The organism is Natrinema thermotolerans (genome assembly GCF_031165565.1).
GTDB lineage: Archaea > Halobacteriota > Halobacteria > Halobacteriales > Natrialbaceae > Natrinema > Natrinema thermotolerans.
This window is the reverse complement of record NZ_CP101873.1, coordinates 3,118,485-3,140,435: the sequence shown is the minus strand read 5'-3', so window position 1 is coordinate 3,140,435 and position 21,951 is coordinate 3,118,485. Positions and strand designations below refer to the sequence as shown.

Genomic DNA, 21,951 nt, shown 5'->3' with positions numbered 1-21,951 from the left:
GCCGTTCGACGAGCAGCCGATCGGCTCGCCGTCCCAACGAGAGACTACCGACACAACGGTCGGCTACGATTCATGGAGTATGTGGACCGTTCGCGGCGGATTCAACTAGGAGCCGACTACTAAACCGCGTGTCGCCCCAACGATCCGTCGACGTACGGCGTGTCGAGTCCACCTCATGACAGAGCCAACCTGCAAACTCGTCTGTACCGGCTGCGGGCTCGAGTTGGCCTACCGGGAGCGCTCGCTGGCCGAACGGGCCGCAGAGTTACACCAGCTCCGGGATTCGGAACACGTGACGTTTATCGTCCCACCGGACTGGTCGCCCGAGGAGCCGGTGACCCACTGTTGAGCGCCGCTTGGCGCGGACCGACAGGTACTTACTCGATTCGTGAAAACTCGAGAGCGAGCGCGGGTAGCCAAGCCAGGCCAACGGCGCAGCGCTTAGGACGCTGTCCCGTAGGGGTCCGCCGGTTCGAATCCGGTCCCGCGCATTCTCCGCGAACAACTTCGTGAGCGAAGAATGCAGTCAGCGGATTCGAACCCTGCAAGGAACGCGCAGCGACCACCGGGAGCGAGCATTTCTTGCTTCGGTTCGAATCCGGTCCCGCGCACTTCCAACCCTGTGCTATCATTCGGTTTTCGCTCTGCATATTGTAATCGTCCCATTGGATAACGAAGACCGACTGTCTGAGAAGAAGTTCGTGGGCTACCACAGCTACCGCGAACAACTTTAGAATGGTTACTCCACTTGGGGAAGTCCGGACAAGGCCCTCCGCTACTCAGCAGACTATGAGAGTGGCTACAGGCCGCCGCGTTCGACTGATGGTCTGGGATTATCACAACGAATATTGGATAGAAGAGGAGAATCAAGGGAATACCGAAATAGTATTTCAAATATCTGGCCAACAAGTACGGGAATAACCATGTTTGGGAAATCATCATCATCATCATTGTTGGCAGAAGCCTTTCACTACTCCCCGAATATCGCGTAAATATTTTAATGAGTCTAAAACTCAAGTATAGTAAGATGGTTTAAAATCTATTTACAAATCTAGCTGTTCAGATTTCTTTCTTCCTAGCTAGCATACATAAAATCTATTCAAATATTTTATTATTGTTTTAGGCTGTATTTCAATACTGAAGAATCGCTTCTGACGGTAGATGGAAATGACTTTCTGCTATAAGATATTTTGATGCCCATATGCTAAAGTCAACAAAGGTACAGAACTACCGTTCAATAGTGGATTCTGGGACTGTTGAGTTAAACCAGAAAATGACCACTATTGTCGGTGGAAACGAAGCAGGGAAAACAAACTTCTTAAAATCGCTGACTTTACTGGGAGATCCGAACGAAATACCTAGAGAGAAGTTATGTGACTACAATAGTGAAAAAATAACTTCAAAGAAAATGGGTGATATACAGGTATTAGAGGTTGAATTACCTTCACAGTCATTAGCGTCAGACTCTAATGCTCATCTCTTCCATCGGAGAAGATATGTACGCGAGGAAGGTTCGAATGATGCCTATTTTATAGAACCGTCAGAGAGCGATGGGTCTTTGGCAACTGTTAAAAGGTATGCTGATGGTACTCATAAGGCAACATTCAACGATCAAGAGGTTGAAAAGAGATATCTTACATCTCTTCTCACAAGTCGAACCCAGCAGTTGGGTAATCAAATCACGGTGGAACAGATCTCGTCTGAATTAGGAATGAGAATCCGTCGCCTAAGAAGAACACCTTTTGAAGAAGACGCTGAGACAGACTTTCAAGATTCATTAGATGATTTGCAGAATTATATTCGTGAGAATAATGAGGTGATTGCAGGGCAGTATGATGAGGAAGAGTCAGCTGGTAGTCATAATGCCGAAAAGCTTATAAGTGAAATAATAGGCATAATAGAATCGTCTCGTGAAGAAAGTGGTATACGAATATATGAGTCTGATTTGCGCCACCTTCCAGATATCCACTACTATGGAGAGATTGATGAGATAAAAGATGAGGTCGCTATTGAGGAACTTAGAGAGAACCCAGAAGAGAATGCTGCCTACTCCGCGATACTGAGTTATGCAGGATTAGAACCGGAGGAATTAGACGACCTATCGTCTGGAGAAATAAGGGATAGGAGACAACGTGCTGGAGAAGAATTTTCGGACCTATTTAATCAGTATTGGAACCAATCAACTATTGATATTGAAATTGAACTTTCAGGTGGTAGGGTCTCACTCCAATTCTATGATGAGTCAAATAAACGAAAAGCGGCATCTGATAGGAGTAGGGGCTTAAGGCGGTTTGTCTCCTTCCTCGCACAGGTCATCTCACAATCAGACTCTCAGTTGGAGAATTCAATAGTTTTGTTAGATAGTCCTGGAGTCCATTTACATCCAGAAGGACACAGAAACTTGCGGAATTCACTAAGTAGATTAGCTGAATCTAATCAGTTAATATTTGCTACACATGCACCATATATGATTGATACGCAAAATCTCACAAGAATTAGAGTTGCACGCCGTCCGGGAGACGGGTCAGGGACAAAAGTACAAAAGTTAGGCCACCAAGAGACACCAAGTGACGATTCATTAGCCTCCGTGAGAGCATCATTGGGGGCAACCTTTTCGGATTCACTCTTTTCCAGTTCGAAGACAGTCTTGGTGGAAGGGTTTGAGGACCGTCTATATCTGAATAGTTTCTCGAAGCTATTCGACAAATTAAATGATGGTGAGTCTTTCCATCCGAATATCCAGATTATAGATTGCGGAGGTGCAACTAAAACGACTTACATGGGTAGATTAGTTGATGCTGAAAATTATGAATATGCTGTTTTCTTAGACGGGGATGAGGAGGGTCGGGTTGCGAATGACCAATTAATAGAAGACGGAGTTCCATCTAAGCATGTCCTCACAGTTTCGGATATACTAACTACTGATGCTGAAGTTACAGTGGAGGACCTATTCTCTCGGGAATTTTCCTCTAAAATTACTGCGGAAGTACATGGACTGTCCTTAGACGACATTGAAGAAGAATTTTACAACTCCGACAAGAGTGTCGTAGAATCGTTGAATGGTGAAATCAAACGAATCCAGGGCATCTCTGACGGCGGTCTGGTAGTGAAAAAGAAAGAAATAGCGAAGCGGATAAGCGAGAAGATATTAGAAAAAGATGATATCGACCTCGATGATGAAACGATTGACAACTTTTCCAACCTGATATCGGAAATAAATCGAATTGTTGCAGATGAAGACGATATTAGTAGTGGTGAACAAACTGGTGAGGGAGAAGAGGATGAAGAAACCAGAACTGAGCTCGAGAACGAAGAATAGGGCCAACATCGGAGGATGAGGCGAATACTACCGATCGCAATAGCGGTCGGCGACCGTCGACTACCGTACGTCTGACGGCCGCTTGGATCGTTTCGACCGCTCACTGCAGAGAGAAACGACGGACAAGCGTCAGACGCTCCATAACGCTTATTCGGGCAGAAACAGGTTGTATGTTCAATGGCCGGGTTAGACGACGTCTTCGGGGACCTCTTTGCGAGTGTCGATGCGGTCGTACTCTTCTCACCCAGCGGCTCCTACTACGAGCAGTTCGTGGACATCGAGGACCTCGACGTGATCGTCGTCGGGACCGAAAACGCCGTCGGTGCGGAGACGTTCGTCGAACTCCCCCTCGAGTTCGGGAACATCTCCGAACGGATCCGATACGGCCTCGAGGGGGCTCTCGAGCAGGGCGTGATCGAGGACGGCGACGAGTTGGCCTGTGCAAGCAGCGTCTTCAGCGACGGGATCGATACCGTCTCCCGAGTCCGGGCCGACGCGGAGACCCGGACGGGGATCTACGACCTGTTCGTCAAGTCTCGGGCCGACCCGGAAGTGGTCAAGTCGGTGCTGGAAGTGGCGATCGAACTGGGCAAGAAGGGCCAGAAGGGCAAGCCGGTCGGCGCGCTGTTCGTCGTCGGTGACGCGGGCAAGGTGATGAACAAGTCCCGCCCGCTTTCCTACAACCCCTTCGAGAAGTCCCACGTTCACGTCGGCGATCCGATCGTCAACGTGATGCTCAAGGAGTTTTCGCGGCTCGACGGTGCCTTCATCATCTCCGACGCGGGCAAGATCGTCTCGGCGTATCGCTACCTCGAGCCCTCCGCGGAGGGGGTCGACATCCCGAAGGGGTTGGGCGCGCGGCACATGGCCGGCGGCGCGATCACGCGCGATACCAATGCGATCGCGATCGTCCTCTCGGAGAGTGACGGCCTCGTCCGGGCGTTCAAGGCCGGAGAACTCATCCTGGAGGTCGATCCGGAGGCGTACTGATATGGTAGAGTGGCAGCCGCTTCTGAACGAACCGGCCGTCATAGCCGCGGCGGTACTGACGCTCGGCCTCGCCGTCGGCTATCTGGTCGGTCGGCTCAACGAGGAACTGCTCTCGGCGTCGGGCGTCCCGGAGGCCGTCGAGGGAACCCCCTTCGAGCGGACCGCCCAGTCGATCGGTACCTCGACGGTCGAGATCGTCGCCCGCCTGAGTTCGTGGTTCATCTACGGCATCGCGGTGTTGACCGCGATCCACATCGCCCAGCTGCTCGACACCGACGCCTTCTGGCTACGGGTCACCGAGTTCGTCCCGCAGCTGTTTATCGCCGTCCTCGTCCTCATTCTGGGGTTTATCGTCGCGGACAAGACGGAACTGATCGTCAGCGAGTACCTCCGTGGCGTCAAGCTCCCCGAAGTATCGGTCATCCCGAAAGTGGTCAAGTACTCCGTCCTCTATGTCACTTTCATCATCGCGCTCGGGCAGGTCGGCGTCCACGTTCTCGCGCTCTTGATCCTGCTGACCGTCTACGCCATCGGCATCGTCATCGTCGGCACCGTTGCGTTCAAGGACTTCCTCGTCTCGAGCGCCGCCGGAATCTATCTGCTTCTGAACCAGCCCTACGGGATCGGCGACGAGATCCGGATCGGCGACCAGACCGGTATCGTTCAGGAGGTCGATCTGTTCGTCACCAAGATCGAGGACGACTCCGAGGAGTACATCGTCCCCAATCGGAAAGTCTTCGAGGACGGGATCGTCCGGATGCGGGACTGACTGGGCCGAGACGGGAACCGACTACTCGAGCGAGAGGCCGGCGTGCCAGCGGTCGGCATCCGCCTCGCGTTTGACGGCATCCATCTTCGCCAGCAAGTGCGTCGCGAGCGTCGCGGTCTCGGCGGCACGGGACTCGCCTTCGGTCCGGAACGCGCCGGTCTCGCGGTTGGCATAGACGGTACAGACCGCGCCGGCCCGGAGCCCGTAGAGGTTCGCGAGGGTCAGGATGGCGCTGGCTTCCATCTCGATATTCTTCACGTTCGCCGCTTTGAGTTCGTCGACTAACTCGTCCGAACCGGCGGCCTCGAAGCCGTCGAACCCGGGCCGGCCCTGGCCCGCGTAGAACGAGTCCGAACTCATCGTCACGCCGGTGTGGTAGTCGTAGCCCAACCGTTCGGCGGCGGCGACCAGCGCCGAGACGACCTCGCCGTCGGCGGCGGCCGGGTAGTCCTCGCGGACGTACTCGTCGCTGGTCCCCTCCTGACGGACCGCGCCGGTCGTGATCACCAGATCGCCGACGGCCATGTCGGGCTGAATCGCCCCGCAGGAGCCGACCCGGAGGAAGGTGTCGACGCCGATCCGGGCCAGTTCCTCGACGGCGATCGCGGCCGACGGGCTGCCGATCCCCGTCGACGTGACCGAGATCGGCGTCCCCTCGTAGCTGCCGGTCGCGGTGCGGTACTCCCGGTGGTGGCCGCGGATCTCGTGATCGTCCCAGAACGCCACGATCTTCTCGAGGCGTTCGGGATTGCCCGGCAACAACACGGTGTCGGCCACGTCGTCGGGGCCGACCTCGAGGTGGTACTGTTCGTCGGCGTTCGGGTCTTCGCTGTCTCGAGTCATCGAATAGCGGCGGTTCGGTGCGACGCTGTATATAAACCCGGGGCGCACGTAGCGACGGTATGGCACGCGGGACGCTCACGGACACCTATGTCGCGGCGATCCAGCACGACCTGGCGGAGCTGCCGGCCGACGCGACCCGGGTCGGCGTCGTCCGCCGGCCGACCTCGTGGTTCCACGCGGCCGTCGACGAGAACCTGCCCGAACTCGGGCCCCCGGAACCGCTCCTCGAGTCGATGCGCGACGCCGAGGAGGACATGAAGATACAGGGGCTTTGCGAGGAGGGTGCCCACAACGCCGCGTGGGAGCAGGTCGGGTTCGGCGAGGCCTACCGGGACCATCTCGAGAGCGACGACAGCGCGCGGGCGGCGATCGAAACGCTCTCCGAGCGGTTGGCAGCGGGCGAGTCGCTGGCGCTGGTCTGTTACGAAAACACCGAGAAAAAGCGGTGTCACCGGACGATCCTCCGGGAGTACCTCGAGGGGTAAGTCGAATCCGTCTCGGGGCCGGCATCGATCGACCGGCGGCTCCGAGCCGCGACGGCGGGTTCGACGGCAGTGGTCTGTCCCGTCACTCGAGCGTTTCTTCGGAGATCGTGTTCGGCAGCAGTTCGCCCAGCGTGTACTCGGTCACGTCGTCGCCGCCCTCGTCACAGATCACGGCGAGGTCGTCGTCGCAGAACTCCGCCAGCGTCTGGCGACACATTCCACAGGGCGTGACGCCGTCGCGCCGATCGGAACTGACCGCGAGCCGCGAGAACTCGCGGTGGCCGTTCTTGACCGCCTCGGCGACCGCGACCTCCTCGGCGTGGAGGCTGTTGCTGTAGTTGGCGTTCTCGAGGTTACAGCCAGTAAAGACCGCGCCGTCGGCGGTCTCGAGGGCGGCACCGACGCGGTACTCGGAGTAGGGGACGTGGGCCCGGTCCTGTGCGTCGCGGGCGGCCGCGATCAAGTCGTTCATGGAGGCCGATTCGACCGGCGGGGACCAAAGGATGTCGGCTCCGACGCCGGTCGTCGACGACCGCTACCGGACGTCCTCGATTGCCGCTTCAATGACCCCGCTGGCCTCGTCGACGAGGTCGTCGACCGACTCGCTCTCGGCGTAGAGACGCACGTAGGGTTCGGTGCCGCTCGGGCGAACCAGCAGCCACGAGGCGTCGTCGAACTCGAGGCGGACGCCGTAGTCGGTGTCGACGGCGGCCTCGGGGAACGCGTCGGGCAGATCGCGCTCGAGGGCAGACATGGCGTCGCTTTTGGCCGTGTCGGGACAGTCGAGACTGACCTTTCGGTAGGGGCGTTCGGTGACCGGCTTCCGGAGCCGGTCGGTGTCGCCGGCCGCGGCGACGAGCGCGGCGACGACCGCCGCGCTTGCGACGCCATCGATCCAGCCGCCAAAGGCGGTGTGGATGTGTTTCCAGGGTTCGGCGGCGAAGGCGATTTCGGTGTCGTCCGAGCCGCGCTCGCGCTCCCGCGCGATCCCCTCGTGGAGTGCCCCGAGCCGGACGCGCTCGACCCGGCCGCCGGCCGCCCGGACTCGCTCGTCGATACGGGCGGAAGCGTTGGGTGTGGTGACGACGACGGGGTCGTCGGCGTCGCTGTCGGCCGTGTAGCGTGCCGCAACCACTGCGAGGATCGTGTCCTCGTGGATCACCTCGCCGTCGGGGTCGAGGACGACCAGCCGGTCGGCGTCGCCGTCGTGAGCGAGCCCGAGATCGAACTCGCCGTCCGCGACGAACGCCGAGAACTCCGAGAGCGTCTCCGGGGTCGGCTTGCTCCCCCGGCCGGGGAAGTGGCCGTCGACGGAGGCGTTGACCGCGACGACCGTCGCGCCGAGGCGCTCGAGGACCTGCGGCGTCGCGAGCGCGCCGACGCCGTTCCCGCAGTCGACGGCGATCCGGAGCCCCGCGAGCGGGTCCGCCGGGGTCGCGGCCTCGCCGTCGGTCCCGGCGTCGGCGAACCGCTCCCGGACGTAGTCGGTGACCGCGTCGCGATAGCGATCCACCACCGCGAGGCGTTCGCCGTCGCCCCACTCGTCCCAGTGGACGGGGCCGTCGTCGGCCGCGACGGCCTCGTCGACGGCCCGCTCGGCGTCGCTGTCGTACTCGACGCCGTCGGCGAAGAGCTTGATCCCGTTGTCCGCTGGCGGGTTGTGGCTGGCGGTGAGCATCACGCCCCGCCGGCCGCGCGAGGCGTAGGCGAGCGCGGGCGTCGGGACCTGCCCCACGCGGCGGACGTCCGCCCCGGCGCTCTCGAGGCCGGCTTCCATCGCCGCCGCGAGCGCCGGGCCGGTCTCTCGCCCGTCGCGGCCGACGACGAACGTCGCCCCGGGTTTGCCGGCGGCTTGGCCGACGGCGAGCGCGAGCGACGGCGTTACCTCATCGACGGGACCGCGAATCCCCGCGGTTCCGAACAGCGTCATATGCGCTCGTTCCGCGAGCAGCCACTTAGCAACGTTGCAACTCGTTGCGGACGGCAAGCGGGGGACTGATGCCGGGCGAAAAGGGGGTTACTCCGCGGGCAGGTCGTCGATCAGTACGACGGCCTCGCCGTCGATCACGGTCGCGTCGTCGTCCTCGTTGCGGACGACCGTCTCGAGGCGGTACTGGTCGTTGCCGAGGGCCTCGACGATCTCGACGCGGGCGGCGACGCGATCGCCGATGCCGACGGGGCCGCTGAACTCGAGGTCCTGTGAGAGATAGATCGTGAGTCCCGGGAGGCGAGCGAGGGCGGCACTGATGAGTCCGGAGACGAGCGTCCCGTGGACGATACGTTCGCCGAAGCGGGTCTCTTCGGCGAAGTCCTCGTCGAGGTGGAGTCTGTTCGTGTCGCCGCTAACCGCGGCGAAGGCCCGGACGTCCTTGTCGGTCAGCGCCTTCTCGAACGTAACGGTGTCGCCGACGCTGATGCCGTCGGGGTCATCGACCGTGCGATCGAACTGCCAGTCGAGGTCGGAGTACTCGATGGAGGGGATCGGCGGTACGATCCTGTCGCCCTCGGAATCGCGGTCGCCGTTGGCGGCGGGGACCATCGCGGAGACGGCCGCTCGGTTGGCCGCGGTCGCGGTTCGGAGGAACCCCCGCGTCATCGCCGACCAAGCGTCGGTCATGGCGGCGAAGTTCTCACCCCCAGTGTTCTCGTGTGACATCTACGAGCGGCTAAGCGAGGGACGTATATGACTTCTTTGGCTGCATTCCGGCCGATCCAAGCCCGTGTTACTGGCCACAAATCGCCGTAAAACTCGATTACGACTCGGTCGTATTCGCCGGTCATCCCGTCGCCATGACGGTCGTGATCGGCGAGCGGTCGGCACCGATGGGACTCGCTCGAGACGGGGACCGTCCGGACGGGTCGGCGACGTGGCCCGGAGTGACCCACTTCGAACCCCCTGAAACCATCTGCTGGTACTAGATGGTATCTAGTGGAAAGCCTTATCATGTCCGCGATCCAATGTACTGTTGATGACGGACGACTCCGACCGATCGCCCTGGTTCCCGCCTGCCATGTTTACCGAGCAGATGCAGGAAGCGGGCGAGCAGGTTGCCCAGTCCCAGCAGGAGATGATGAAGCAGTTGCTACAGGCCAGTTCGGCGAATCCGCTCGAGGACACGTCGGCCTTTGGCCCGATGAACATGGGCACGGCGACGTTCAAGGCCCGCGTCCAAAGCGGCGGTCGGATCAGCATTCCCGAACCCGAACGGGACGCCCTCGACATCGAGGAGGGCGATATCGTCCAGACGATCGTCGTCCCCGTCAAACGCAACCGAGAGGATCAATCATGACCCAGAACCCATTCACCGCAGTCTTCGACGCACAGCGCACCGCACTCGAACAGAGCCAGTCGTTCGCTCACGAGGCCCTCGAGGCCCAGCGCGCCTCGATCAGCGCCGTCGCCGACGTCGTCGAGACGTCGGGCTCGCTGGCCGAGTCCAACGCCGAACTGACCAAGGGCGCGATCCACGCCTACTTCGACGCCCTCGAGGCGTCGATGCCCGAGGAGGCCGCCGAGTTCGACGACCTCCGCGACCTCGTCGACGAGGGCTTCGACTCGGCCACTGAGGCCCAGTCGCAGTCGCTCGAGGCCGTCCTCGAGGCCCTCGAGGAGTCCGAACTCGCCTACGAGGAGTTCGCCGCGAACTACTCCGAAGTCGTCGACTCGTCGTTCGACGCCGCCCTCGAGGCCCACGAGCAGGTCGAGGAGAACGTCGAAGCGGTCGCCGAGGACGTCGAGACCGCCGCCGACGAGTTCGACGCGTCGGCCTGAATTAGGCCCACCCGTTTTTCACCCACCATCCCCAATTTCCGTATATGTCAGACCAACACCAGCCCCAGGCAGGAGACTGGAGCGCGTTCGCCGAACAGTGGAACGAGCAGTTCCTCGACGCACTCGAGGACAACATGGAAGCGCAGGCCCAGTTCGTCGAGCGCTGGTCCGAAAGCGTCGGCGAACTGAGCGAGGACGAGGAACTCTCCGACGGCGTCGAGGGCTATGCCCGTGCCTACGAGACGTGGATGAACGCCTCCCAGCAGATGGTCGATCGGATGAACGACCAGCTCGAGGGCGAGGACGTCGACATCGAGGAGTTCCGTGACATCTGGCTCAACACGGCCAACGAGGCGTTCAAGGACGTGATGTCGACGACCGCGTTCGCCAAGATGACCGGCGAGACCGTCGGCGACGTCCTCGAACTGCAACAGCAGGCCGACGAGGCGGCTCAGGAGACGCTGCACACGCTCGGCTTCGCGACCGAGGACGACATCGTCGAGGTCGGGGATCGGCTCGTCGAACTCGAGCGCCGCCAGCACGCCGTCGAGCAGAAACTCGACCGCGTTCTCGACCACCTAGAGGAGCAATGAAGAACCCCTTCGCAACCGCCCTGAACATGCAACGGCAGGCCTGGGAGGCGACCGCCGACCTGGCCGAGAAAAGCAGCGTCGCACCCGACCGGACCGAAACCGTCGAGAACGTCGGGGTCGGGCAAACGCCCAGCGAGGTCGTCTACGAGGAGAACAAGCTCGAACTCCTCCACTACGAGCCGATGACGGAGGAGCAACACGACATCCCCATCCTCATCGTCTACGCGCTGATCAACAAGCCCTACATCCTCGATCTCCAGCCGGACCGCTCGGTGGTCCAGACGCTGCTCGAGGCCGGCTTCGACGTCTACCTGATCGACTGGGGCGAACCCTCCAAGCTGGATCGGACGCTCGGTCTCGACGACTACGTCAACCGGTATATCGACAACTGCGTCGACGTGGTTCGGGATCGCTCCGGACTGGACGCGATCAACATCCTCGGCTACTGCATGGGCGGGACGATGTCGGCCATGTACGCCTCCTTGTCTCCCGAGAAAGTCGAGAACTTGGCGCTGATGGCCGCCGGGCTCTGCTTCGACGGCGACGGCGGCGTCCTCGAGCTGTGGGGCAGCGAGGACTACTACGACCCCGAGACGGTCACGGCGACGTTCGACAACGTTCCCGCCGAGTTCTTGGACGTCGGCTTCGCCCTGATGGATCCGGTCCAGAACAACGTGACCAAGTACGTCACGTTTTACGACAACATGGAAGACGAGGACTTCGTCGAGAACTTCGCCCGGATGGAGCGCTGGCTGGCGGAGGGGATCGACGTGGCCGGCGAGGCCTACGAGGAGTTCATCCGCGACATCTATCAGGAGAACAAGCTCTACGCAAACGAACTTCGGTTGGGCGGCGAACACGTCGATCTGGCCAACATCGACATGCCCGTCCTCCAGATCGTCGCGGAGTACGACCACCTCATCCCCCCGGCGGCCTCCAAACCGTTCAACGACGAGATCGCCTCGGACGACACCGAGATCCTCGAGTTCGCGACGGGCCACATCGGCATGTCCGTCTCCTCGCGAAGCCACGCGGAACTCTGGCCGGAGGTCTGTGACTGGTTCGAGGCGCGCTCGAACGGGACGGATGAAGGGTCACGCACCTCGGATCGGTCGACCGACCCCGACGCCGCGGACGCGGCGCTGGCCGAGGACGTCGCCGGCAACGAATCGGGTGCCAGCGACCTCGCCGACGGCGGCATCGACGTCGAGTCGGGGACGGATATCGACGCCGAGACGAGCGAGTTCCACGGTCAGGATCGCTCGGACGCGGAGATCGCCGATCGCGGCGAGGGAGACGTCCAGGCGGAACCGGCCGAGCCGGGCGAGATGACCGTCGACGAGGACGTCGTCGAGGAGGTCGCTGGCGAGGACGCGGCCTCGGAGATCGCGTCCGAACCCGACGATCTCACCGATCTCCGGGGCATCGGCGACGCCTACGCAGCGGCGCTCGCCGAGGCCGGGATCGAGACGTTCGCGGAGTTGGCCAACGCCGATGCCGCCGACCTCGCCGCCGAAACCGGGATCTCGCCGACTCGAGTCGAAGACTGGATCGACCAGGCTCGAGAGCGCTGAGGCCGGTGTCGACGATGGGGCGATCCGATCGCCCCGGTCGCCCTCCGGTCGTTTGCACTCACTGTATTGATAGCTAACAGGTCGTTATTTACCATCGGACGTTGAATGTGTGAGTTATGTCCATGGATGGTCGCACCTGCGTTATTACGGGCTCGGCGAAGGGGATCGGTCGCGGCATCGCCGAGTACCTCGGCGAGGAGGGAGCGAACGTCGTCATCAACTACCGATCGTCGGAGGGCGAGGCCTACGAGGCAGTCGACGCCATCGAATCGGCCGGCGGCTCGGCGGTCGCGGCTCAGGCCGACGTCTCCGACCGTGCGGCGGTCGAGAACATGGTCGAGGTCTGCCACGAGGCGTTCGGCCCGGCGGACGTCCTCGTGAACAACGCCGGCATCACAGCCGACAAACAGTTCACCGAGATGTCCCCCGAGGAGTGGAACCGCGTGATGGACGTCAATCTGGGCGGCATGTTCAACTGTACCCAACTGTTCTACGACGACCTCTGGAACGCCGAAGAGGGTCGATTGATCAACATCTCGAGCGTCGTCGGCAAACAGGGCAACTACGGCCAGGCAAACTACGCGGCCGCGAAAAGCGGGATGTTCGGCTTCACGCGGACGATCGCCCTCGAACTCGCGAAGGGGGGATCGACGGCCAACTGCGTCGCACCGGGCTTTACCGCTACCGATATGCTCGAGAGCGTCCCGGACAAGGTGTTAGACCGGATCATCGCGGGGATCCCTCTCGAGCGACTGGCGGAGGTCGAAGACATCGCCGCAGTAGTTCGATTCCTCGCGAGCAAGGACTCCTCGTACGTGACCGGCGAAGTGATCGACGTCAACGGCGGGATGGACCTGTAACGACAGTCGTCGCTTCGTTCTGCGTTCGAACGCGACTCAGTCTGCACTCCCCGGGAGTTTTGAAATCGCGTCCGCCGTTTCCGCGGCGAGTTCCGCGACGATCTCTCCTGCGGGACGAACGTCGTTCGTCAATCCGACGCTCTGGCCGGCAAACAGCGCCATCGATTCGACGTCGCCCTCGACGCCGGGCGTCGCGAGCGCCTCGTCGTAGCGTTCGATGGGGGCACCGTCACCGCTGTCGGTCCGCGCGACGACCTCGTCTTCGCCCGGTCGCTCGCCGGCGGGCGGTTCGCCGGCCTCGCGCCAGCGCTCGAGCGTCTCGTTCTCGAGGACCCGATGCGGCGTCCCCGGCCAGCCCTTGTCGAACAGCGTCGTATAGGCGGTATCAGTCTCGTCGCTCTCGCGGAGCCGCCGCCGGTACTCGTCGTGGACGCGCGCCTCCTCGCTCGCGACGAATCGAGTCCCGAGCCACGCGCCGTCGGCCCCGAGCGCGAGCGCGGCGGCGATCCCTCGGCCGTCGGCGATCCCGCCGGCCGCGACGACCGGGACCTCGTCGCCGACCGCGTCCGCGACCCGCGGCACGAGTGCCGTCGTCGCGACCTCGCTCTGGACGTGGCCGCCGGCCTCGAGGCCCTGCGTGACGACGAGATCGACGCCGGCGTCGACGGCATCGCGGGCCGCCTCGGCGCTGCCGACCGTCTGCATCACCGTCGCGTCCGCCTCGTGGACTCGATCGACGTACGGAGCGGCGTCGCCGAACGAGAGGGTGACGATCGGCGCGCCCGCCTCGAGGACGGTCTCGATGTGGTCGGCGGTGTCGATGGCCGTCGTCGCTTCGTCCAGCACGAGATTGACTGCGAACGGGTCGTCGGTCAGCTCGCGCGTTTCGCGGATCGCCCGCCGCGTTTCCTCGCGATCGCGCCACGTGACCGCGAGGTGACCGAGCCCGCCGCCGTTCGAGATGGCGGCCGCGAGTTCCGGTGTGGTCGCGCTGCCGATCGGTGCCTGGACGATCGGGTACTCGATTCCGAGCAGGTCAGTGAGTCGCGTCTCGAGCGTCATCCGTGACTACGCCTGCCGCTTTTCCTTCTCGAGGACCCGGACGTCCTCGATCCCGGTGTCGGGGTACTGGCCGTCAGCGTCCTTTTCGACGGCCTTGACCATGTCCCAGACGACGTTCAGGCCGGTCGTCACGCCCTCGAGGGCCTCCATCTCGCAGCCGGTCTTGCCGGTGGTCTCGACGGTGACCCGGAGTTCGATCCGGTCCTCGTCGAGGGCGAACTCGGTATCGACGTTCGTGATCGGGATCTGGTGACACATCGGGATCGTCTCCCAGGTGTGTTTGACGGCCTGGATCGCGCCGACGCGGGCGGTCGCGAGGACGTCGCCCTTGCCGACCTCGTCGGCCCGGATCGCCTCGATCGTCGCGGGCTGCAGGCAGATCTCGCCGGCCGCGACCGCGCGGCGCTCGCTGTCGGGCTTGTCGCCGACATCGACCATCTGGACGTCGCCGTCCTCGGTGGTATGCGTGAGATCGTCGGCGCTGCCGTCGTCCGCAGCGTCGGCCAAGCGGTCGTCACTCATCGTCACCACCCCAGAGGACCGCCGGGAGTTCCCCGACCAGTTCCGACGCGAGGAGGCCGTAGTCGTCGCGCTCGGCGAGGCGTTCGCCCGCGAGCCCGTTAACCTGAGCGCCCGCCGCGGCGGCCTCGAGCGGGTCGGCATGCTCGAGCAACGCCGCGACGATCCCGGCGAGCGTGTCGCCGGTGCCGCCGACTTTCATGCCGACGGTGCCCGAGCGACTGATCCGGGTCCGCTCGCCGTCGGTGATCACGTCGTTCGCACCCTTCGCGAGGACGACGTGTCCCAGATCGGCCGCGAAGGCCTCGATCTCGTCGGCCGCGGCCGCCAGATCGTCGGTGTCCGGGCCGCCCATCCGTGCCAGTTCGCCCCGGTTGGGCGTACAGACCAGCGTCGCATCGGTCTCTGACTCGGGGACGACTGCGAGCGCGTCGGCGTCGACGACCGCCCGGCCAGTATAGGCCGAGAGGAACTGACGAGTCGCCTCGAGGGTCTCGTCGGCGGTCCCGAGGCCGGGGCCGATGACGACGACGTTGTCGTAGCGTTCGGCCGTCTCGAGCAGGTCGTCGGCCACATCGGGCGTCAGAACCTCGCTGTCGTAGGGCTGGACGATCAGGTCCTCGCTGTAGCCCTGTATCTCGCCGGCGACGGAATCGGGGGCGGCGACGAAGGACAGTTCCGCGCCGGCCCGCAGGGCCGCCTGTGCGGCCAGCGCCGGCGCGCCCGTGTAGGGACCGCCGCCGATGACGTTGGGGCGGCCCTCGCGACCGTCTGGCCGCGCGAGGGCCACGTCACCGGGGCCGACGAATCGTTCTGCGGCTGCCGGGATGCCGATGTCCGCGACCGTGACCGCCGCGTCGAGATCGTCGAGCCCCGGCTTCGTCTCGTGGAAGGTGACGACCCGGTCGGCGTCGACGCCGTTGTCGGCGTGGTCGCCGCCGTCGGCATCGAAGCCGGAGGGGACATCGACCGAGACGACCGTCGCGTCGGCAGCGTTGATCGCCGCGGCCGCGGTGGCGGCCGGTTCCCGCAACTCGCCGCTGATTCCCGTCCCGAGCATCGCATCGACGATCACGTCCGCCTCGGGGAGGTCGACCGCACTCGAGTCCGTGATCTCGTGTGTCTCGTAGTCGGCCCGCTGGAGGGCCGCCCAGTTCTCGCGAGCGATCTCGGTGCCGATCCGCTCGGCCCGGCCCAGCAACAGCGTCGTGACGTCGTATTCATCGAGAAACCGGGCCGCGACGAACGCGTCCCCGCCGTTGTTGCCACGTCCGGCGACGATGGTAACGCTCGCACCCGGTTCCGCGACCTCGCGGACCGCGCGAGCGACGGCGCCCCCGCTCGACTCCATCAACTGCTTTCGCGGGACGCCAAGCGACGCGGCGTTCTCGTCGACGGCGGCCATCCGTTCGCCTGTAATCATGGCTACTGATTCGACCGGCCGACTGGTGAAGATTGCGGACGACCGGCAGCCTGAAACCGACGCGGCCCCCAGCCCGTCCGTGAACGTCTTCTGGCTCGACGAGGACCCTCGCCTCGCGGCGCGGTACCACTGCGACCAGCACGTCAACAAGCTGCTGCTCGAGGCCGCCCAGGTCCTGTGTACTGCCGCCCGCGAGAACGGCTACGAGGCCGAGTTCCTCTACGGGTCGACTCACGTCGATCACCCCGTCACGCGGTGGGCAACCGAATCGCGGGCCAACTGGCTCCGGCTGCGCGACCACGCCGAGGCGCTCAACGCGGAGTTCGTCGAGCGCTACGACAAGGACGAGCCCCACGCCAGCTGGTCGGTCATCGAACGCATCGACGTCGACGCGATCGCGTTCCCGTCCGCGGAGCCGACACCACGTCCCCAGGCGATGCCCGAGGAGTACAAACGACCCGGCGATCCGGTCGCTGCCTACCGCGCCTACTACGCCGGCGAGAAGGCCGACTGGGCCAAGTGGACGTATACCGAGAAACCGCCGTGGCTCGCGGCTCATTTGTCCGACGCCGAGTGAACCCACGGCATCTCGAGCGGTCTACTCACCCAGCGGTCCGTGATACGTGCCCTCGCGGCCCGCGGGACCCGGACTCGATAACGATTATTCGATTTAATTTCGCCCAGATAACTCTGAACGCATAAGTACTCCCGACCCGTATCGAACACATGAACACGCTCGAAGCAACCGAGCCGATCGACGGCGCCGACGACGAATTTCACGACCCCCCGCTCGCACAACCGGACCCCGACATCCATCTGCCCGGAACGCCGACCGTGTCGTTCATCGAGTACGTCGCGGTCGCTATCCGGACGCTGCGTCGCTGAATCGGCACCGACGTGGCCGCGAAAACGGGGTACCGCTCGACCGACCGTTCCGAGCGACGATTCAGTACCGGATCTCGAACCCGTCCTCGTCTCGAGGCTCCTCGTATTCGACCGTGACGTCGTCGACCTCGGCGGCGGGACTGCCCGTGTGACACCACTCGACCATCGCTTCGACGGCGTCATCGGGGCCCTCGAAGACCGCCTCGACGCGACCGTCCTCGAGGTTTTTCACCCAGCCGTCGACGCCGTTCTCCCGGGCCGTGTCACGGGTGTTCGCTCGGTAGTAGACGCCCTGTACCGTTCCGGAGACGAAAACGTGTGCGCGGGTTCGGTCGGTCATATCCGTGCCCTCGAGCGCGACGGGCAAAAATCCGCGGCCGTTCGGCCGGCGAGTGACGCGATGACGATGTGGCGAACGGCCTGCCTGCGCTTACCGCGGCTCTTCGTAGCGGCGAGCGCCGACGATCATCCGGGCGGCAAGTACGACGACGCCGACGGCGAACGCGATCCAGACCGCGTCCGACCCGCCGAACGAATCGGTGTATTCGACGGCGGCGACGAGGAGAACGAGCGCCGCCACGTACAGCGTATTGGTGCCGATGAAGTCCGCCAGCCCGTCCTCGTCGGTAACCCGCTCCGGATCGTAGCCCGCGATCAGTTCGACCACACCGAAGTACTTGATGAGGACACCGAACGCTCCGATGAACCCTGCAGTCACGAGGAGACCGATGACCGAGTCGGTGGCCATACCGAACAATTGACACTCATCTCACAAAACATTTGGTGCGTTAGTCGCGCGGACCAAGCCAGTACTCGCCGGGTCAGTGGGACGCCCCGTTATTCACCGGTTCGCAGGTGATGGAAGATATAGGTCTGGGCGTACCCCGTGTACTCCCCGCCGAGTCGTTCCCGGATCGCTCGAGAAGTGTCAGCGTAAGACCCGCGATCGCAGTCGGGGTAGTACTCCTCGATCGCCGATCTGATCCACGTATCGAGCGGGACGGCCTCGTCGAAGCCCAGCGAGAACAACAAAACGCAGTCGGCGACCTTCTCACCGACACCGACGAACTGCGTCAGATACTCCCGGGCAGCCTCGTACTCGAGGTCCCGTGCCGCGGCCGGATGTGCCTCGCCGTCGGCGACCATCTCGGCGGTCCGGACGACGTAGGGGGCGCGATACCCTAATCCGAGATCGCGGAGTTCGTCCTCGGTCGCGGCCGCCAGTTGCGCGGGCGTCGGGAACGCGTGGTAGGTCTCACCGTCGAAGGCGATCGGACTGCCGTACTCCCGAGCCAGCGCCCTGACCATCCCGTGGATCCGACTCACCCGCATCTGTGCCGAGCAGATGAACGCGATCAGACAGCCGAAGGGCGGATCCTGAACCAGACGCAGTCCGCGGTGAGCCTCGTAGGCCTCCCGGAGCAGGGGATCGTCCGGTCCGGCCGCGACGATCGCCTCGAGGTCGTCGTCCAGACACAGAAGTCGACGGACGGTCGGCTCGGCGTCGGTCGTCGATTCCCACTCGAGGCGATCGTCGCGAGACCGAACACGGATCACGTCGCCGTCGACGACCGTCGAGTACCACGCGCCGGGGGCGGGGTCCCCGTGATACATCTCGCCGTCCTCGCGTCGCCAGAGGTAGCTCTGTCCGCTCTCGAGCGTCCGATACAGATCGAGTCCACCGGCGAGTTCCGCGAGTTCGATCGTGCCCGTCGCCATTCGTTGGGGCCTTCGCGGGGGCAGGCTTTTGCCTTTCGAACCGACCGGGCCGACCCGGAGCAACAACGCGTTTCCGCCGCTTCCCGGTCGGGCGAACCTTCTTACTGTAGGCCACACATTGTCTAGGTATGAATTGCAGGGTTGTCGTCGAAGCTGCCGTGCCGGTATTCGACGTCGAAACACCGGACGAGGCGATCCGTATCGCCATCTCGAAGACGGGAGAGATGTTGAACCCTGACCTGAACTACGTCGAGATCAACATGGGCGAGCGTACCTCTCCGTCCGGAGAGGAACTGCCCCCCGCGTTCATCGCAGCCGACGAGGCACTCGTCGCGCTCGAACTGGAGATGACCGTCTTCAACGTCGAGCGCGAGGAACACGCCTCCCGAATCGCGCGCAAGGAGATCGGCCAACGCCTCGAGAACATCCCGCTCGAGGTCACGCAAATCGAGATCATCGAAGACGAAGACGCCGAGGACGAAACGGACGACGAATCGGCCGGGACCGAGTCGGCCGACGACGAAGCCGTCGAGTCGCCGACCGACGTCGACGAGGACGAGAGTGACGACGAGGAAATCCTCCCCGAGTTCGAGGATCTCGTCGAGTAGTCGTTTTCGGGGTCACGGACGGCGAATAGTCCGATAGTTGTCCGTCTCGAGTCGGTTGTCGGAGAACGTCGAACCGAGAGAGATGAGACTCCGCAGCGGTTGTGACGATCGGAGGATGCGACGAGTGACTCAGTCGGCAGTAGCGGCGACTGCTTCCTGCTCCCCTTCCTCACGCATGTTCTTCGTGATTCCCCCGGCGAGTGCAAAAACAGCGGCCTTGTGGTCGGTCTTCGATTTGTGGATGGATGTCGGTCGGATCCCTTTCGCTTCGTATTTCTCGAGATCGATCTGACAGTTGTCCCACTCGGCGCACTGGTTCGATACCTCCGCGAGAAGGCCGTGAAGGTGAATGAGCTCCTGCTTCTTCATAACCATCCAGTCCTACCCACTGCAGGGTTATATTATTATCTTGAGTTGCGTTAACACGCGCCTCGTGGCGATCGAACGGCCTGTCATCGTCCGGTACGGTTCGAACGGATCACCTACAACGGCGTAATCACAAGCCGGGATCGAGGTAGAGGTTTATTTCTCGCCGTAATAATTCGTTTCTCCCCACGTTCCGAAATGCTGGCTCCGGAGAGTTAAACGGTGACTACTCGGAGAACGACGGCGGGAGAAACCGTACTGCTAGCCGAGCTGTTTCAGCGTCTGGAGGTCACGATCCGTCCGCATGAACTCGGCGGTCCGGTGGGAGGCATGGCAGTTCGGGCAGTGGAACATCTCCGCAGCTGCGGGGAGTTCGTCCGGGGAGACCTGCCAGTCTTTGGTACATTCGGGACACAGTAACTGGACGGTCGTCGTATCCATGTGACTCCCTTTCACTGGGGGATAGAAAAACGTTGCCGCAGTTTCGGACGGTCGAGAATACCACCCGCTCCGAGCCGACCTGACAGATGACGGTCGGAAGCTTACGCAGGTGCGGCCGTATCGGAGGCCTCGAGCAGTTCCTTGTAGCGGTTGCGGATGGTGACCTCGGAGATACTGGCGACGTCGCTGACCTCGTTCTGGGTGACCTTCTCGTTGGTCAGCAGGGCGGCGGCGTACACCGAGGCGGCCGCGAGGCCGACCGGCGACTTGCCGCTGTGGACGCCCTCCTGTCGCGCGGACTCGAGCAGTTCACGCGCCATGCGCTCGGTTTCGTCCGAGAGGTCGAGGTCGCTGACGAAGCGGGGCACGTAGTGTTCGGGGTCGGCCGGCTTGACCTCGAGGCCGAGTTCCCGAATGATGTAGCGGTACGTGCGGGTCAGTTCCATCTTCTCGACGCGGCTGACCGCCGAAATCTCGTCGAGACTGCGGGGGGTGCCAGCCTGTCGGGCGGCGGCGTACAGCGACGCCGTGGCGACGCCTTCGATCGAGCGGCCCGGCAGCAGGTCCTCCTCGAGAGCGCGTCGATAGATGACGCTTGCAGTCTCGCGGACGTTCTCGGGGAGACCGAGGGCAGAGGCCATCCGGTCGATCTCGCCCAGCGCCTGCTTGAGGTTGCGCTCCTTGGAGTCGCGGGTACGGAACCGTTCGTTCCAGGTGCGCAGGCGCTGCATCTTCTGGCGCTGGCGGCTCGAGAGCGAGCGGCCGTAGGCGTCCTTGTCCTGCCAGCCGATGTTGGTCGAGAGCCCCTGGTCGTGCATCATGTTGGTCGTCGGCGCGCCGACGCGGGACTTCTCGTCTTTCTCAGCGGCGTCGAACGCACGCCATTCGGGGCCGCGGTCGATCTCGTCTTCCTCGACCACGAGGCCACAGTCCGTACAGACCGTCTCGGCGTGTTCGTCGTCCGAGACCAGTCGGCCGCCACACTCGGGGCAGTGTTCCTGCTCGTCGGATACCGCGGTCTCGTCCTCGGTCTCCGCCTCTCGCTCGTTCGTATAGGTTCGGATGCTCGTATCTGTCATGGTGTATCGGGTGGGTTACTCGGGGCTCCCGGGTGGGGTAACCAGAAGAAACCCGGTCGCCTCGGCTAACATAGGGTAAGGCCGAAACGCATATAAACCTTTCGCCTACTTTATAAACTGACCGTATTTTCTATTATATAGGTTCCGGTTACATAGTGATTAATCGTGTGGGATTCCCCACCTTGGACCGAGTGCCGTCGGACGACCCGAGTCGCTACTCGACGGTGAAGAGATGCCCCTCCCTCGGGACGTCGAACAGACCGACTCGGGCCCCCGCGTCCAGCCACGCGTGCCCGTACGAAAACGACGCGAGCGCGTTGACGAGGTCGCCCCGCTCCCGGAAGTGGTTCCCGTCGTCCAGGTACGACGCCGCCATCTCGTAGCAGTCGGCGGCCGCCTCGGCCATCGGCGTACCCTCGGGCGGCGCGACCGTCGCCTCCTCGAGCGCCTCCGCGAGCAACTCCCCGTACCGGTTCGTCTTCTCCTCGAGATCGGCGGCCATGGTCGAGCCTCGTCGCTCGAACCCGTAAGTGCGTCGCCTCTTCGATCCGATCGCTCGAACGGGGGACGGTCGATGCGTCGGGGAGGATGATCACGACGCGGAAATCACCCGAGCGGGAGCGTGAACGCGCCATCACGCCGTC

Annotated in this window: 28 protein-coding genes and 1 tRNA gene; 15 read left to right on the top strand and 14 right to left on the bottom strand. The window is 62.9% G+C overall.

The genetic code is table 11. The annotated features are described in order from the left end of the window. Nucleotides 1-175 precede the first annotated feature (175 nt). From NP511_RS16220 to NP511_RS16200, 5 genes are all read left to right on the top strand, one after another. Nucleotides 176-349: a hypothetical protein gene (locus NP511_RS16220; protein WP_006179676.1), complete on the top strand. Its 174-nt coding sequence runs from the start codon at nucleotides 176-178 to the stop codon at nucleotides 347-349. A 57-nt stretch (nucleotides 350-406) separates the two neighbouring features. Further along, nucleotides 407-491 (top strand) — tRNA-Leu (locus tag NP511_RS16215). Nucleotides 492-1,201: 710 nt separating this feature from the next. Then, entirely contained in the window at nucleotides 1,202-3,319 is a 2,118-nt protein-coding gene (locus NP511_RS16210; protein WP_084158304.1) for an AAA family ATPase, read from the top strand. A 177-nt stretch (nucleotides 3,320-3,496) separates the two neighbouring features. Beyond that, nucleotides 3,497-4,309, top strand: a complete 813-nt coding sequence (gene dacZ, locus NP511_RS16205; RefSeq protein WP_006649381.1) for a diadenylate cyclase DacZ — start codon at nucleotides 3,497-3,499, stop codon at nucleotides 4,307-4,309. Nucleotide 4,310: 1 nt separating this feature from the next. Continuing rightward, nucleotides 4,311-5,078, top strand: a complete 768-nt coding sequence (locus NP511_RS16200) for a mechanosensitive ion channel domain-containing protein (protein ID WP_006649380.1) — start codon at nucleotides 4,311-4,313, stop codon at nucleotides 5,076-5,078. Between the two features lie 21 nt (nucleotides 5,079-5,099). Here NP511_RS16200 and NP511_RS16195 read toward each other — a convergent pair whose 3' ends face one another. After that, on the bottom strand, nucleotides 5,100-5,921 hold the full coding sequence (locus NP511_RS16195) for a nucleoside phosphorylase (RefSeq protein ID WP_049966292.1): 822 nt from the start codon (nucleotides 5,919-5,921) through the stop codon (nucleotides 5,100-5,102). Between the two features lie 59 nt (nucleotides 5,922-5,980). Here NP511_RS16195 and NP511_RS16190 point away from each other — a divergent pair, with 59 nt between their 5' ends. Further along, nucleotides 5,981-6,406, top strand: a complete 426-nt coding sequence (locus NP511_RS16190) for a DUF488 domain-containing protein (RefSeq protein WP_049966291.1) — start codon at nucleotides 5,981-5,983, stop codon at nucleotides 6,404-6,406. An 82-nt stretch (nucleotides 6,407-6,488) separates the two neighbouring features. On the opposite strand, the gene cdd is transcribed toward NP511_RS16190, so the two are convergent. The 3 genes from cdd to NP511_RS16175 all read right to left on the bottom strand — a co-directional run bounded on the left by cdd (nucleotide 6,489) and on the right by NP511_RS16175 (nucleotide 9,062). Next, complete coding sequence (gene cdd, locus NP511_RS16185) at nucleotides 6,489-6,878, bottom strand: cytidine deaminase (RefSeq protein WP_049966290.1); 390 nt, start codon at nucleotides 6,876-6,878, stop codon at nucleotides 6,489-6,491. 63 nt (nucleotides 6,879-6,941) lie between these two features. Beyond that, nucleotides 6,942-8,336 (bottom strand): phosphohexomutase domain-containing protein, encoded by a 1,395-nt coding sequence (locus tag NP511_RS16180; protein ID WP_049966289.1) that lies wholly within the window; start codon nucleotides 8,334-8,336, stop codon nucleotides 6,942-6,944. A gap of 87 nt (nucleotides 8,337-8,423) precedes the next feature. Further along, nucleotides 8,424-9,062: a MaoC family dehydratase gene (locus tag NP511_RS16175; RefSeq protein ID WP_049966288.1), complete on the bottom strand. Its 639-nt coding sequence runs from the start codon at nucleotides 9,060-9,062 to the stop codon at nucleotides 8,424-8,426. Between the two features lie 134 nt (nucleotides 9,063-9,196). Between NP511_RS16175 and NP511_RS16170 the strand changes: the two genes are divergently transcribed. From NP511_RS16170 to NP511_RS16145, 6 genes are all read left to right on the top strand, one after another. Then, nucleotides 9,197-9,325 carry a hypothetical protein gene (locus NP511_RS16170; protein WP_257720313.1) on the top strand — a complete coding sequence of 43 codons (129 nt, stop codon included), beginning with the start codon at nucleotides 9,197-9,199 and terminating at the stop codon, nucleotides 9,323-9,325. Between the two features lie 50 nt (nucleotides 9,326-9,375). Next, nucleotides 9,376-9,696, top strand: a complete 321-nt coding sequence (locus tag NP511_RS16165; protein WP_006649374.1) for an AbrB/MazE/SpoVT family DNA-binding domain-containing protein — start codon at nucleotides 9,376-9,378, stop codon at nucleotides 9,694-9,696. Then, nucleotides 9,693-10,178: a hypothetical protein gene (locus NP511_RS16160; RefSeq protein WP_049966287.1), complete on the top strand. Its 486-nt coding sequence runs from the start codon at nucleotides 9,693-9,695 to the stop codon at nucleotides 10,176-10,178. Before NP511_RS16165 ends, NP511_RS16160 begins: the two co-directional genes overlap by 4 nt. 44 nt (nucleotides 10,179-10,222) lie before the next feature. After that, complete coding sequence (locus NP511_RS16155) at nucleotides 10,223-10,771, top strand: poly(R)-hydroxyalkanoic acid synthase subunit PhaE (RefSeq protein WP_006179686.1); 549 nt, start codon at nucleotides 10,223-10,225, stop codon at nucleotides 10,769-10,771. Next, on the top strand, nucleotides 10,768-12,345 hold the full coding sequence (phaC, locus tag NP511_RS16150) for a class III poly(R)-hydroxyalkanoic acid synthase subunit PhaC (RefSeq protein ID WP_049966285.1): 1,578 nt from the start codon (nucleotides 10,768-10,770) through the stop codon (nucleotides 12,343-12,345). Before NP511_RS16155 ends, phaC begins: the two co-directional genes overlap by 4 nt. 116 nt (nucleotides 12,346-12,461) lie before the next feature. Further along, nucleotides 12,462-13,205 carry a beta-ketoacyl-ACP reductase gene (locus NP511_RS16145; protein WP_006179688.1) on the top strand — a complete coding sequence of 248 codons (744 nt, stop codon included), beginning with the start codon at nucleotides 12,462-12,464 and terminating at the stop codon, nucleotides 13,203-13,205. Between the two features lie 36 nt (nucleotides 13,206-13,241). Here the strand turns inward: NP511_RS16145 and NP511_RS16140 are convergent, their stop codons facing one another. Genes NP511_RS16140 through NP511_RS16130 form a run of 3 tightly spaced genes read right to left on the bottom strand, consistent with a single transcriptional unit; the run spans nucleotide 13,242 to nucleotide 16,209 of the window. After that, nucleotides 13,242-14,267 (bottom strand): NAD(P)H-dependent flavin oxidoreductase, encoded by a 1,026-nt coding sequence (locus NP511_RS16140; protein ID WP_049966284.1) that lies wholly within the window; start codon nucleotides 14,265-14,267, stop codon nucleotides 13,242-13,244. A 6-nt stretch (nucleotides 14,268-14,273) separates the two neighbouring features. After that, nucleotides 14,274-14,789 (bottom strand): cyclic pyranopterin monophosphate synthase MoaC, encoded by a 516-nt coding sequence (moaC, locus tag NP511_RS16135; protein WP_049966904.1) that lies wholly within the window; start codon nucleotides 14,787-14,789, stop codon nucleotides 14,274-14,276. Next, nucleotides 14,782-16,209 carry a bifunctional ADP-dependent NAD(P)H-hydrate dehydratase/NAD(P)H-hydrate epimerase gene (locus NP511_RS16130; RefSeq protein WP_049966283.1) on the bottom strand — a complete coding sequence of 476 codons (1,428 nt, stop codon included), beginning with the start codon at nucleotides 16,207-16,209 and terminating at the stop codon, nucleotides 14,782-14,784. The genes moaC and NP511_RS16130 overlap by 8 nt, the downstream gene beginning before the upstream one ends. 79 nt (nucleotides 16,210-16,288) lie before the next feature. On the opposite strand from NP511_RS16130, the gene NP511_RS16125 reads away from it, so the two are divergent. Both NP511_RS16125 and NP511_RS16120 read left to right on the top strand, forming a co-directional pair. Next, nucleotides 16,289-16,786, top strand: a complete 498-nt coding sequence (locus NP511_RS16125) for a hypothetical protein (protein WP_049966903.1) — start codon at nucleotides 16,289-16,291, stop codon at nucleotides 16,784-16,786. Nucleotides 16,787-16,935: 149 nt separating this feature from the next. Then, entirely contained in the window at nucleotides 16,936-17,094 is a 159-nt protein-coding gene (locus NP511_RS16120; RefSeq protein ID WP_158413757.1) for a hypothetical protein, read from the top strand. Nucleotides 17,095-17,155: 61 nt separating this feature from the next. Here the strand turns inward: NP511_RS16120 and NP511_RS16115 are convergent, their stop codons facing one another. The 3 genes from NP511_RS16115 to NP511_RS16105 form a co-directional block, all read right to left on the bottom strand. Beyond that, nucleotides 17,156-17,434, bottom strand: a complete 279-nt coding sequence (locus tag NP511_RS16115) for an acylphosphatase (RefSeq protein WP_049966902.1) — start codon at nucleotides 17,432-17,434, stop codon at nucleotides 17,156-17,158. A 90-nt stretch (nucleotides 17,435-17,524) separates the two neighbouring features. Continuing rightward, a complete protein-coding gene (locus NP511_RS16110; RefSeq protein ID WP_049966282.1) occupies nucleotides 17,525-17,842 on the bottom strand; it encodes a DUF3784 domain-containing protein in 318 nt (105 codons plus the stop codon). Nucleotides 17,843-17,931: 89 nt separating this feature from the next. Then, nucleotides 17,932-18,813: a DNA-3-methyladenine glycosylase family protein gene (locus NP511_RS16105; RefSeq protein WP_049966281.1), complete on the bottom strand. Its 882-nt coding sequence runs from the start codon at nucleotides 18,811-18,813 to the stop codon at nucleotides 17,932-17,934. A gap of 128 nt (nucleotides 18,814-18,941) precedes the next feature. Between NP511_RS16105 and NP511_RS16100 the strand changes: the two genes are divergently transcribed. Beyond that, nucleotides 18,942-19,421, top strand: coding sequence for a DUF555 domain-containing protein (locus NP511_RS16100; RefSeq protein ID WP_006649364.1), 480 nt, complete (start codon nucleotides 18,942-18,944; stop codon nucleotides 19,419-19,421). Between the two features lie 129 nt (nucleotides 19,422-19,550). On the opposite strand, the gene NP511_RS16095 is transcribed toward NP511_RS16100, so the two are convergent. The 4 genes from NP511_RS16095 to NP511_RS16080 all read right to left on the bottom strand — a co-directional run bounded on the left by NP511_RS16095 (nucleotide 19,551) and on the right by NP511_RS16080 (nucleotide 21,809). Next, nucleotides 19,551-19,790 (bottom strand): UPF0058 family protein, encoded by a 240-nt coding sequence (locus NP511_RS16095; RefSeq protein WP_006179697.1) that lies wholly within the window; start codon nucleotides 19,788-19,790, stop codon nucleotides 19,551-19,553. 258 nt (nucleotides 19,791-20,048) lie between these two features. Continuing rightward, the gene (locus NP511_RS16090) at nucleotides 20,049-20,228 is read right to left on the bottom strand and encodes a DUF7836 family putative zinc-binding protein (RefSeq protein WP_006179698.1); all 180 of its coding nucleotides are present in this window, start codon (nucleotides 20,226-20,228) and stop codon (nucleotides 20,049-20,051) included. A 101-nt stretch (nucleotides 20,229-20,329) separates the two neighbouring features. Next, the gene (locus NP511_RS16085) at nucleotides 20,330-21,307 is read right to left on the bottom strand and encodes a transcription initiation factor IIB (RefSeq protein ID WP_006649363.1); all 978 of its coding nucleotides are present in this window, start codon (nucleotides 21,305-21,307) and stop codon (nucleotides 20,330-20,332) included. A 214-nt stretch (nucleotides 21,308-21,521) separates the two neighbouring features. Continuing rightward, entirely contained in the window at nucleotides 21,522-21,809 is a 288-nt protein-coding gene (locus tag NP511_RS16080) for a DUF357 domain-containing protein (RefSeq protein ID WP_049966280.1), read from the bottom strand. Nucleotides 21,810-21,951: the final 142 nt, after the last annotated feature.

Excerpts from the sequence above, each read along its gene's own strand:
- NP511_RS16220 (WP_006179676.1), top strand. The coding sequence starts at position 176 with ATGACAGAGCCAACCTGCAAACTCGTCTGTACCGGCTGCGGGCTCGAG.
- NP511_RS16210 (WP_084158304.1), top strand. The coding sequence starts at position 1,202 with ATGCTAAAGTCAACAAAGGTACAGAACTACCGTTCAATAGTGGATTCT.
- dacZ (WP_006649381.1), top strand. The coding sequence starts at position 3,497 with ATGGCCGGGTTAGACGACGTCTTCGGGGACCTCTTTGCGAGTGTCGAT.
- NP511_RS16200 (WP_006649380.1), top strand. The coding sequence starts at position 4,311 with ATGGTAGAGTGGCAGCCGCTTCTGAACGAACCGGCCGTCATAGCCGCG.
- NP511_RS16195 (WP_049966292.1), bottom strand. The coding sequence starts at position 5,921 with ATGACTCGAGACAGCGAAGACCCGAACGCCGACGAACAGTACCACCTC.
- NP511_RS16190 (WP_049966291.1), top strand. The coding sequence starts at position 5,981 with ATGGCACGCGGGACGCTCACGGACACCTATGTCGCGGCGATCCAGCAC.
- cdd (WP_049966290.1), bottom strand. The coding sequence starts at position 6,878 with ATGAACGACTTGATCGCGGCCGCCCGCGACGCACAGGACCGGGCCCAC.
- NP511_RS16180 (WP_049966289.1), bottom strand. The coding sequence starts at position 8,336 with ATGACGCTGTTCGGAACCGCGGGGATTCGCGGTCCCGTCGATGAGGTA.
- NP511_RS16175 (WP_049966288.1), bottom strand. The coding sequence starts at position 9,062 with ATGTCACACGAGAACACTGGGGGTGAGAACTTCGCCGCCATGACCGAC.
- NP511_RS16170 (WP_257720313.1), top strand. The coding sequence starts at position 9,197 with ATGACGGTCGTGATCGGCGAGCGGTCGGCACCGATGGGACTCGCTCGA.
- NP511_RS16165 (WP_006649374.1), top strand. The coding sequence starts at position 9,376 with ATGACGGACGACTCCGACCGATCGCCCTGGTTCCCGCCTGCCATGTTT.
- NP511_RS16160 (WP_049966287.1), top strand. The coding sequence starts at position 9,693 with ATGACCCAGAACCCATTCACCGCAGTCTTCGACGCACAGCGCACCGCA.
- NP511_RS16155 (WP_006179686.1), top strand. The coding sequence starts at position 10,223 with ATGTCAGACCAACACCAGCCCCAGGCAGGAGACTGGAGCGCGTTCGCC.
- phaC (WP_049966285.1), top strand. The coding sequence starts at position 10,768 with ATGAAGAACCCCTTCGCAACCGCCCTGAACATGCAACGGCAGGCCTGG.
- NP511_RS16145 (WP_006179688.1), top strand. The coding sequence starts at position 12,462 with ATGTCCATGGATGGTCGCACCTGCGTTATTACGGGCTCGGCGAAGGGG.
- NP511_RS16140 (WP_049966284.1), bottom strand. The coding sequence starts at position 14,267 with ATGACGCTCGAGACGCGACTCACTGACCTGCTCGGAATCGAGTACCCG.
- moaC (WP_049966904.1), bottom strand. The coding sequence starts at position 14,789 with ATGAGTGACGACCGCTTGGCCGACGCTGCGGACGACGGCAGCGCCGAC.
- NP511_RS16130 (WP_049966283.1), bottom strand. The coding sequence starts at position 16,209 with ATGATTACAGGCGAACGGATGGCCGCCGTCGACGAGAACGCCGCGTCG.
- NP511_RS16120 (WP_158413757.1), top strand. The coding sequence starts at position 16,936 with ATGAACACGCTCGAAGCAACCGAGCCGATCGACGGCGCCGACGACGAA.
- NP511_RS16115 (WP_049966902.1), bottom strand. The coding sequence starts at position 17,434 with ATGACCGACCGAACCCGCGCACACGTTTTCGTCTCCGGAACGGTACAG.
- NP511_RS16110 (WP_049966282.1), bottom strand. The coding sequence starts at position 17,842 with ATGGCCACCGACTCGGTCATCGGTCTCCTCGTGACTGCAGGGTTCATC.
- NP511_RS16105 (WP_049966281.1), bottom strand. The coding sequence starts at position 18,813 with ATGGCGACGGGCACGATCGAACTCGCGGAACTCGCCGGTGGACTCGAT.
- NP511_RS16100 (WP_006649364.1), top strand. The coding sequence starts at position 18,942 with ATGAATTGCAGGGTTGTCGTCGAAGCTGCCGTGCCGGTATTCGACGTC.
- NP511_RS16095 (WP_006179697.1), bottom strand. The coding sequence starts at position 19,790 with ATGAAGAAGCAGGAGCTCATTCACCTTCACGGCCTTCTCGCGGAGGTA.
- NP511_RS16090 (WP_006179698.1), bottom strand. The coding sequence starts at position 20,228 with ATGGATACGACGACCGTCCAGTTACTGTGTCCCGAATGTACCAAAGAC.
- NP511_RS16085 (WP_006649363.1), bottom strand. The coding sequence starts at position 21,307 with ATGACAGATACGAGCATCCGAACCTATACGAACGAGCGAGAGGCGGAG.
- NP511_RS16080 (WP_049966280.1), bottom strand. The coding sequence starts at position 21,809 with ATGGCCGCCGATCTCGAGGAGAAGACGAACCGGTACGGGGAGTTGCTC.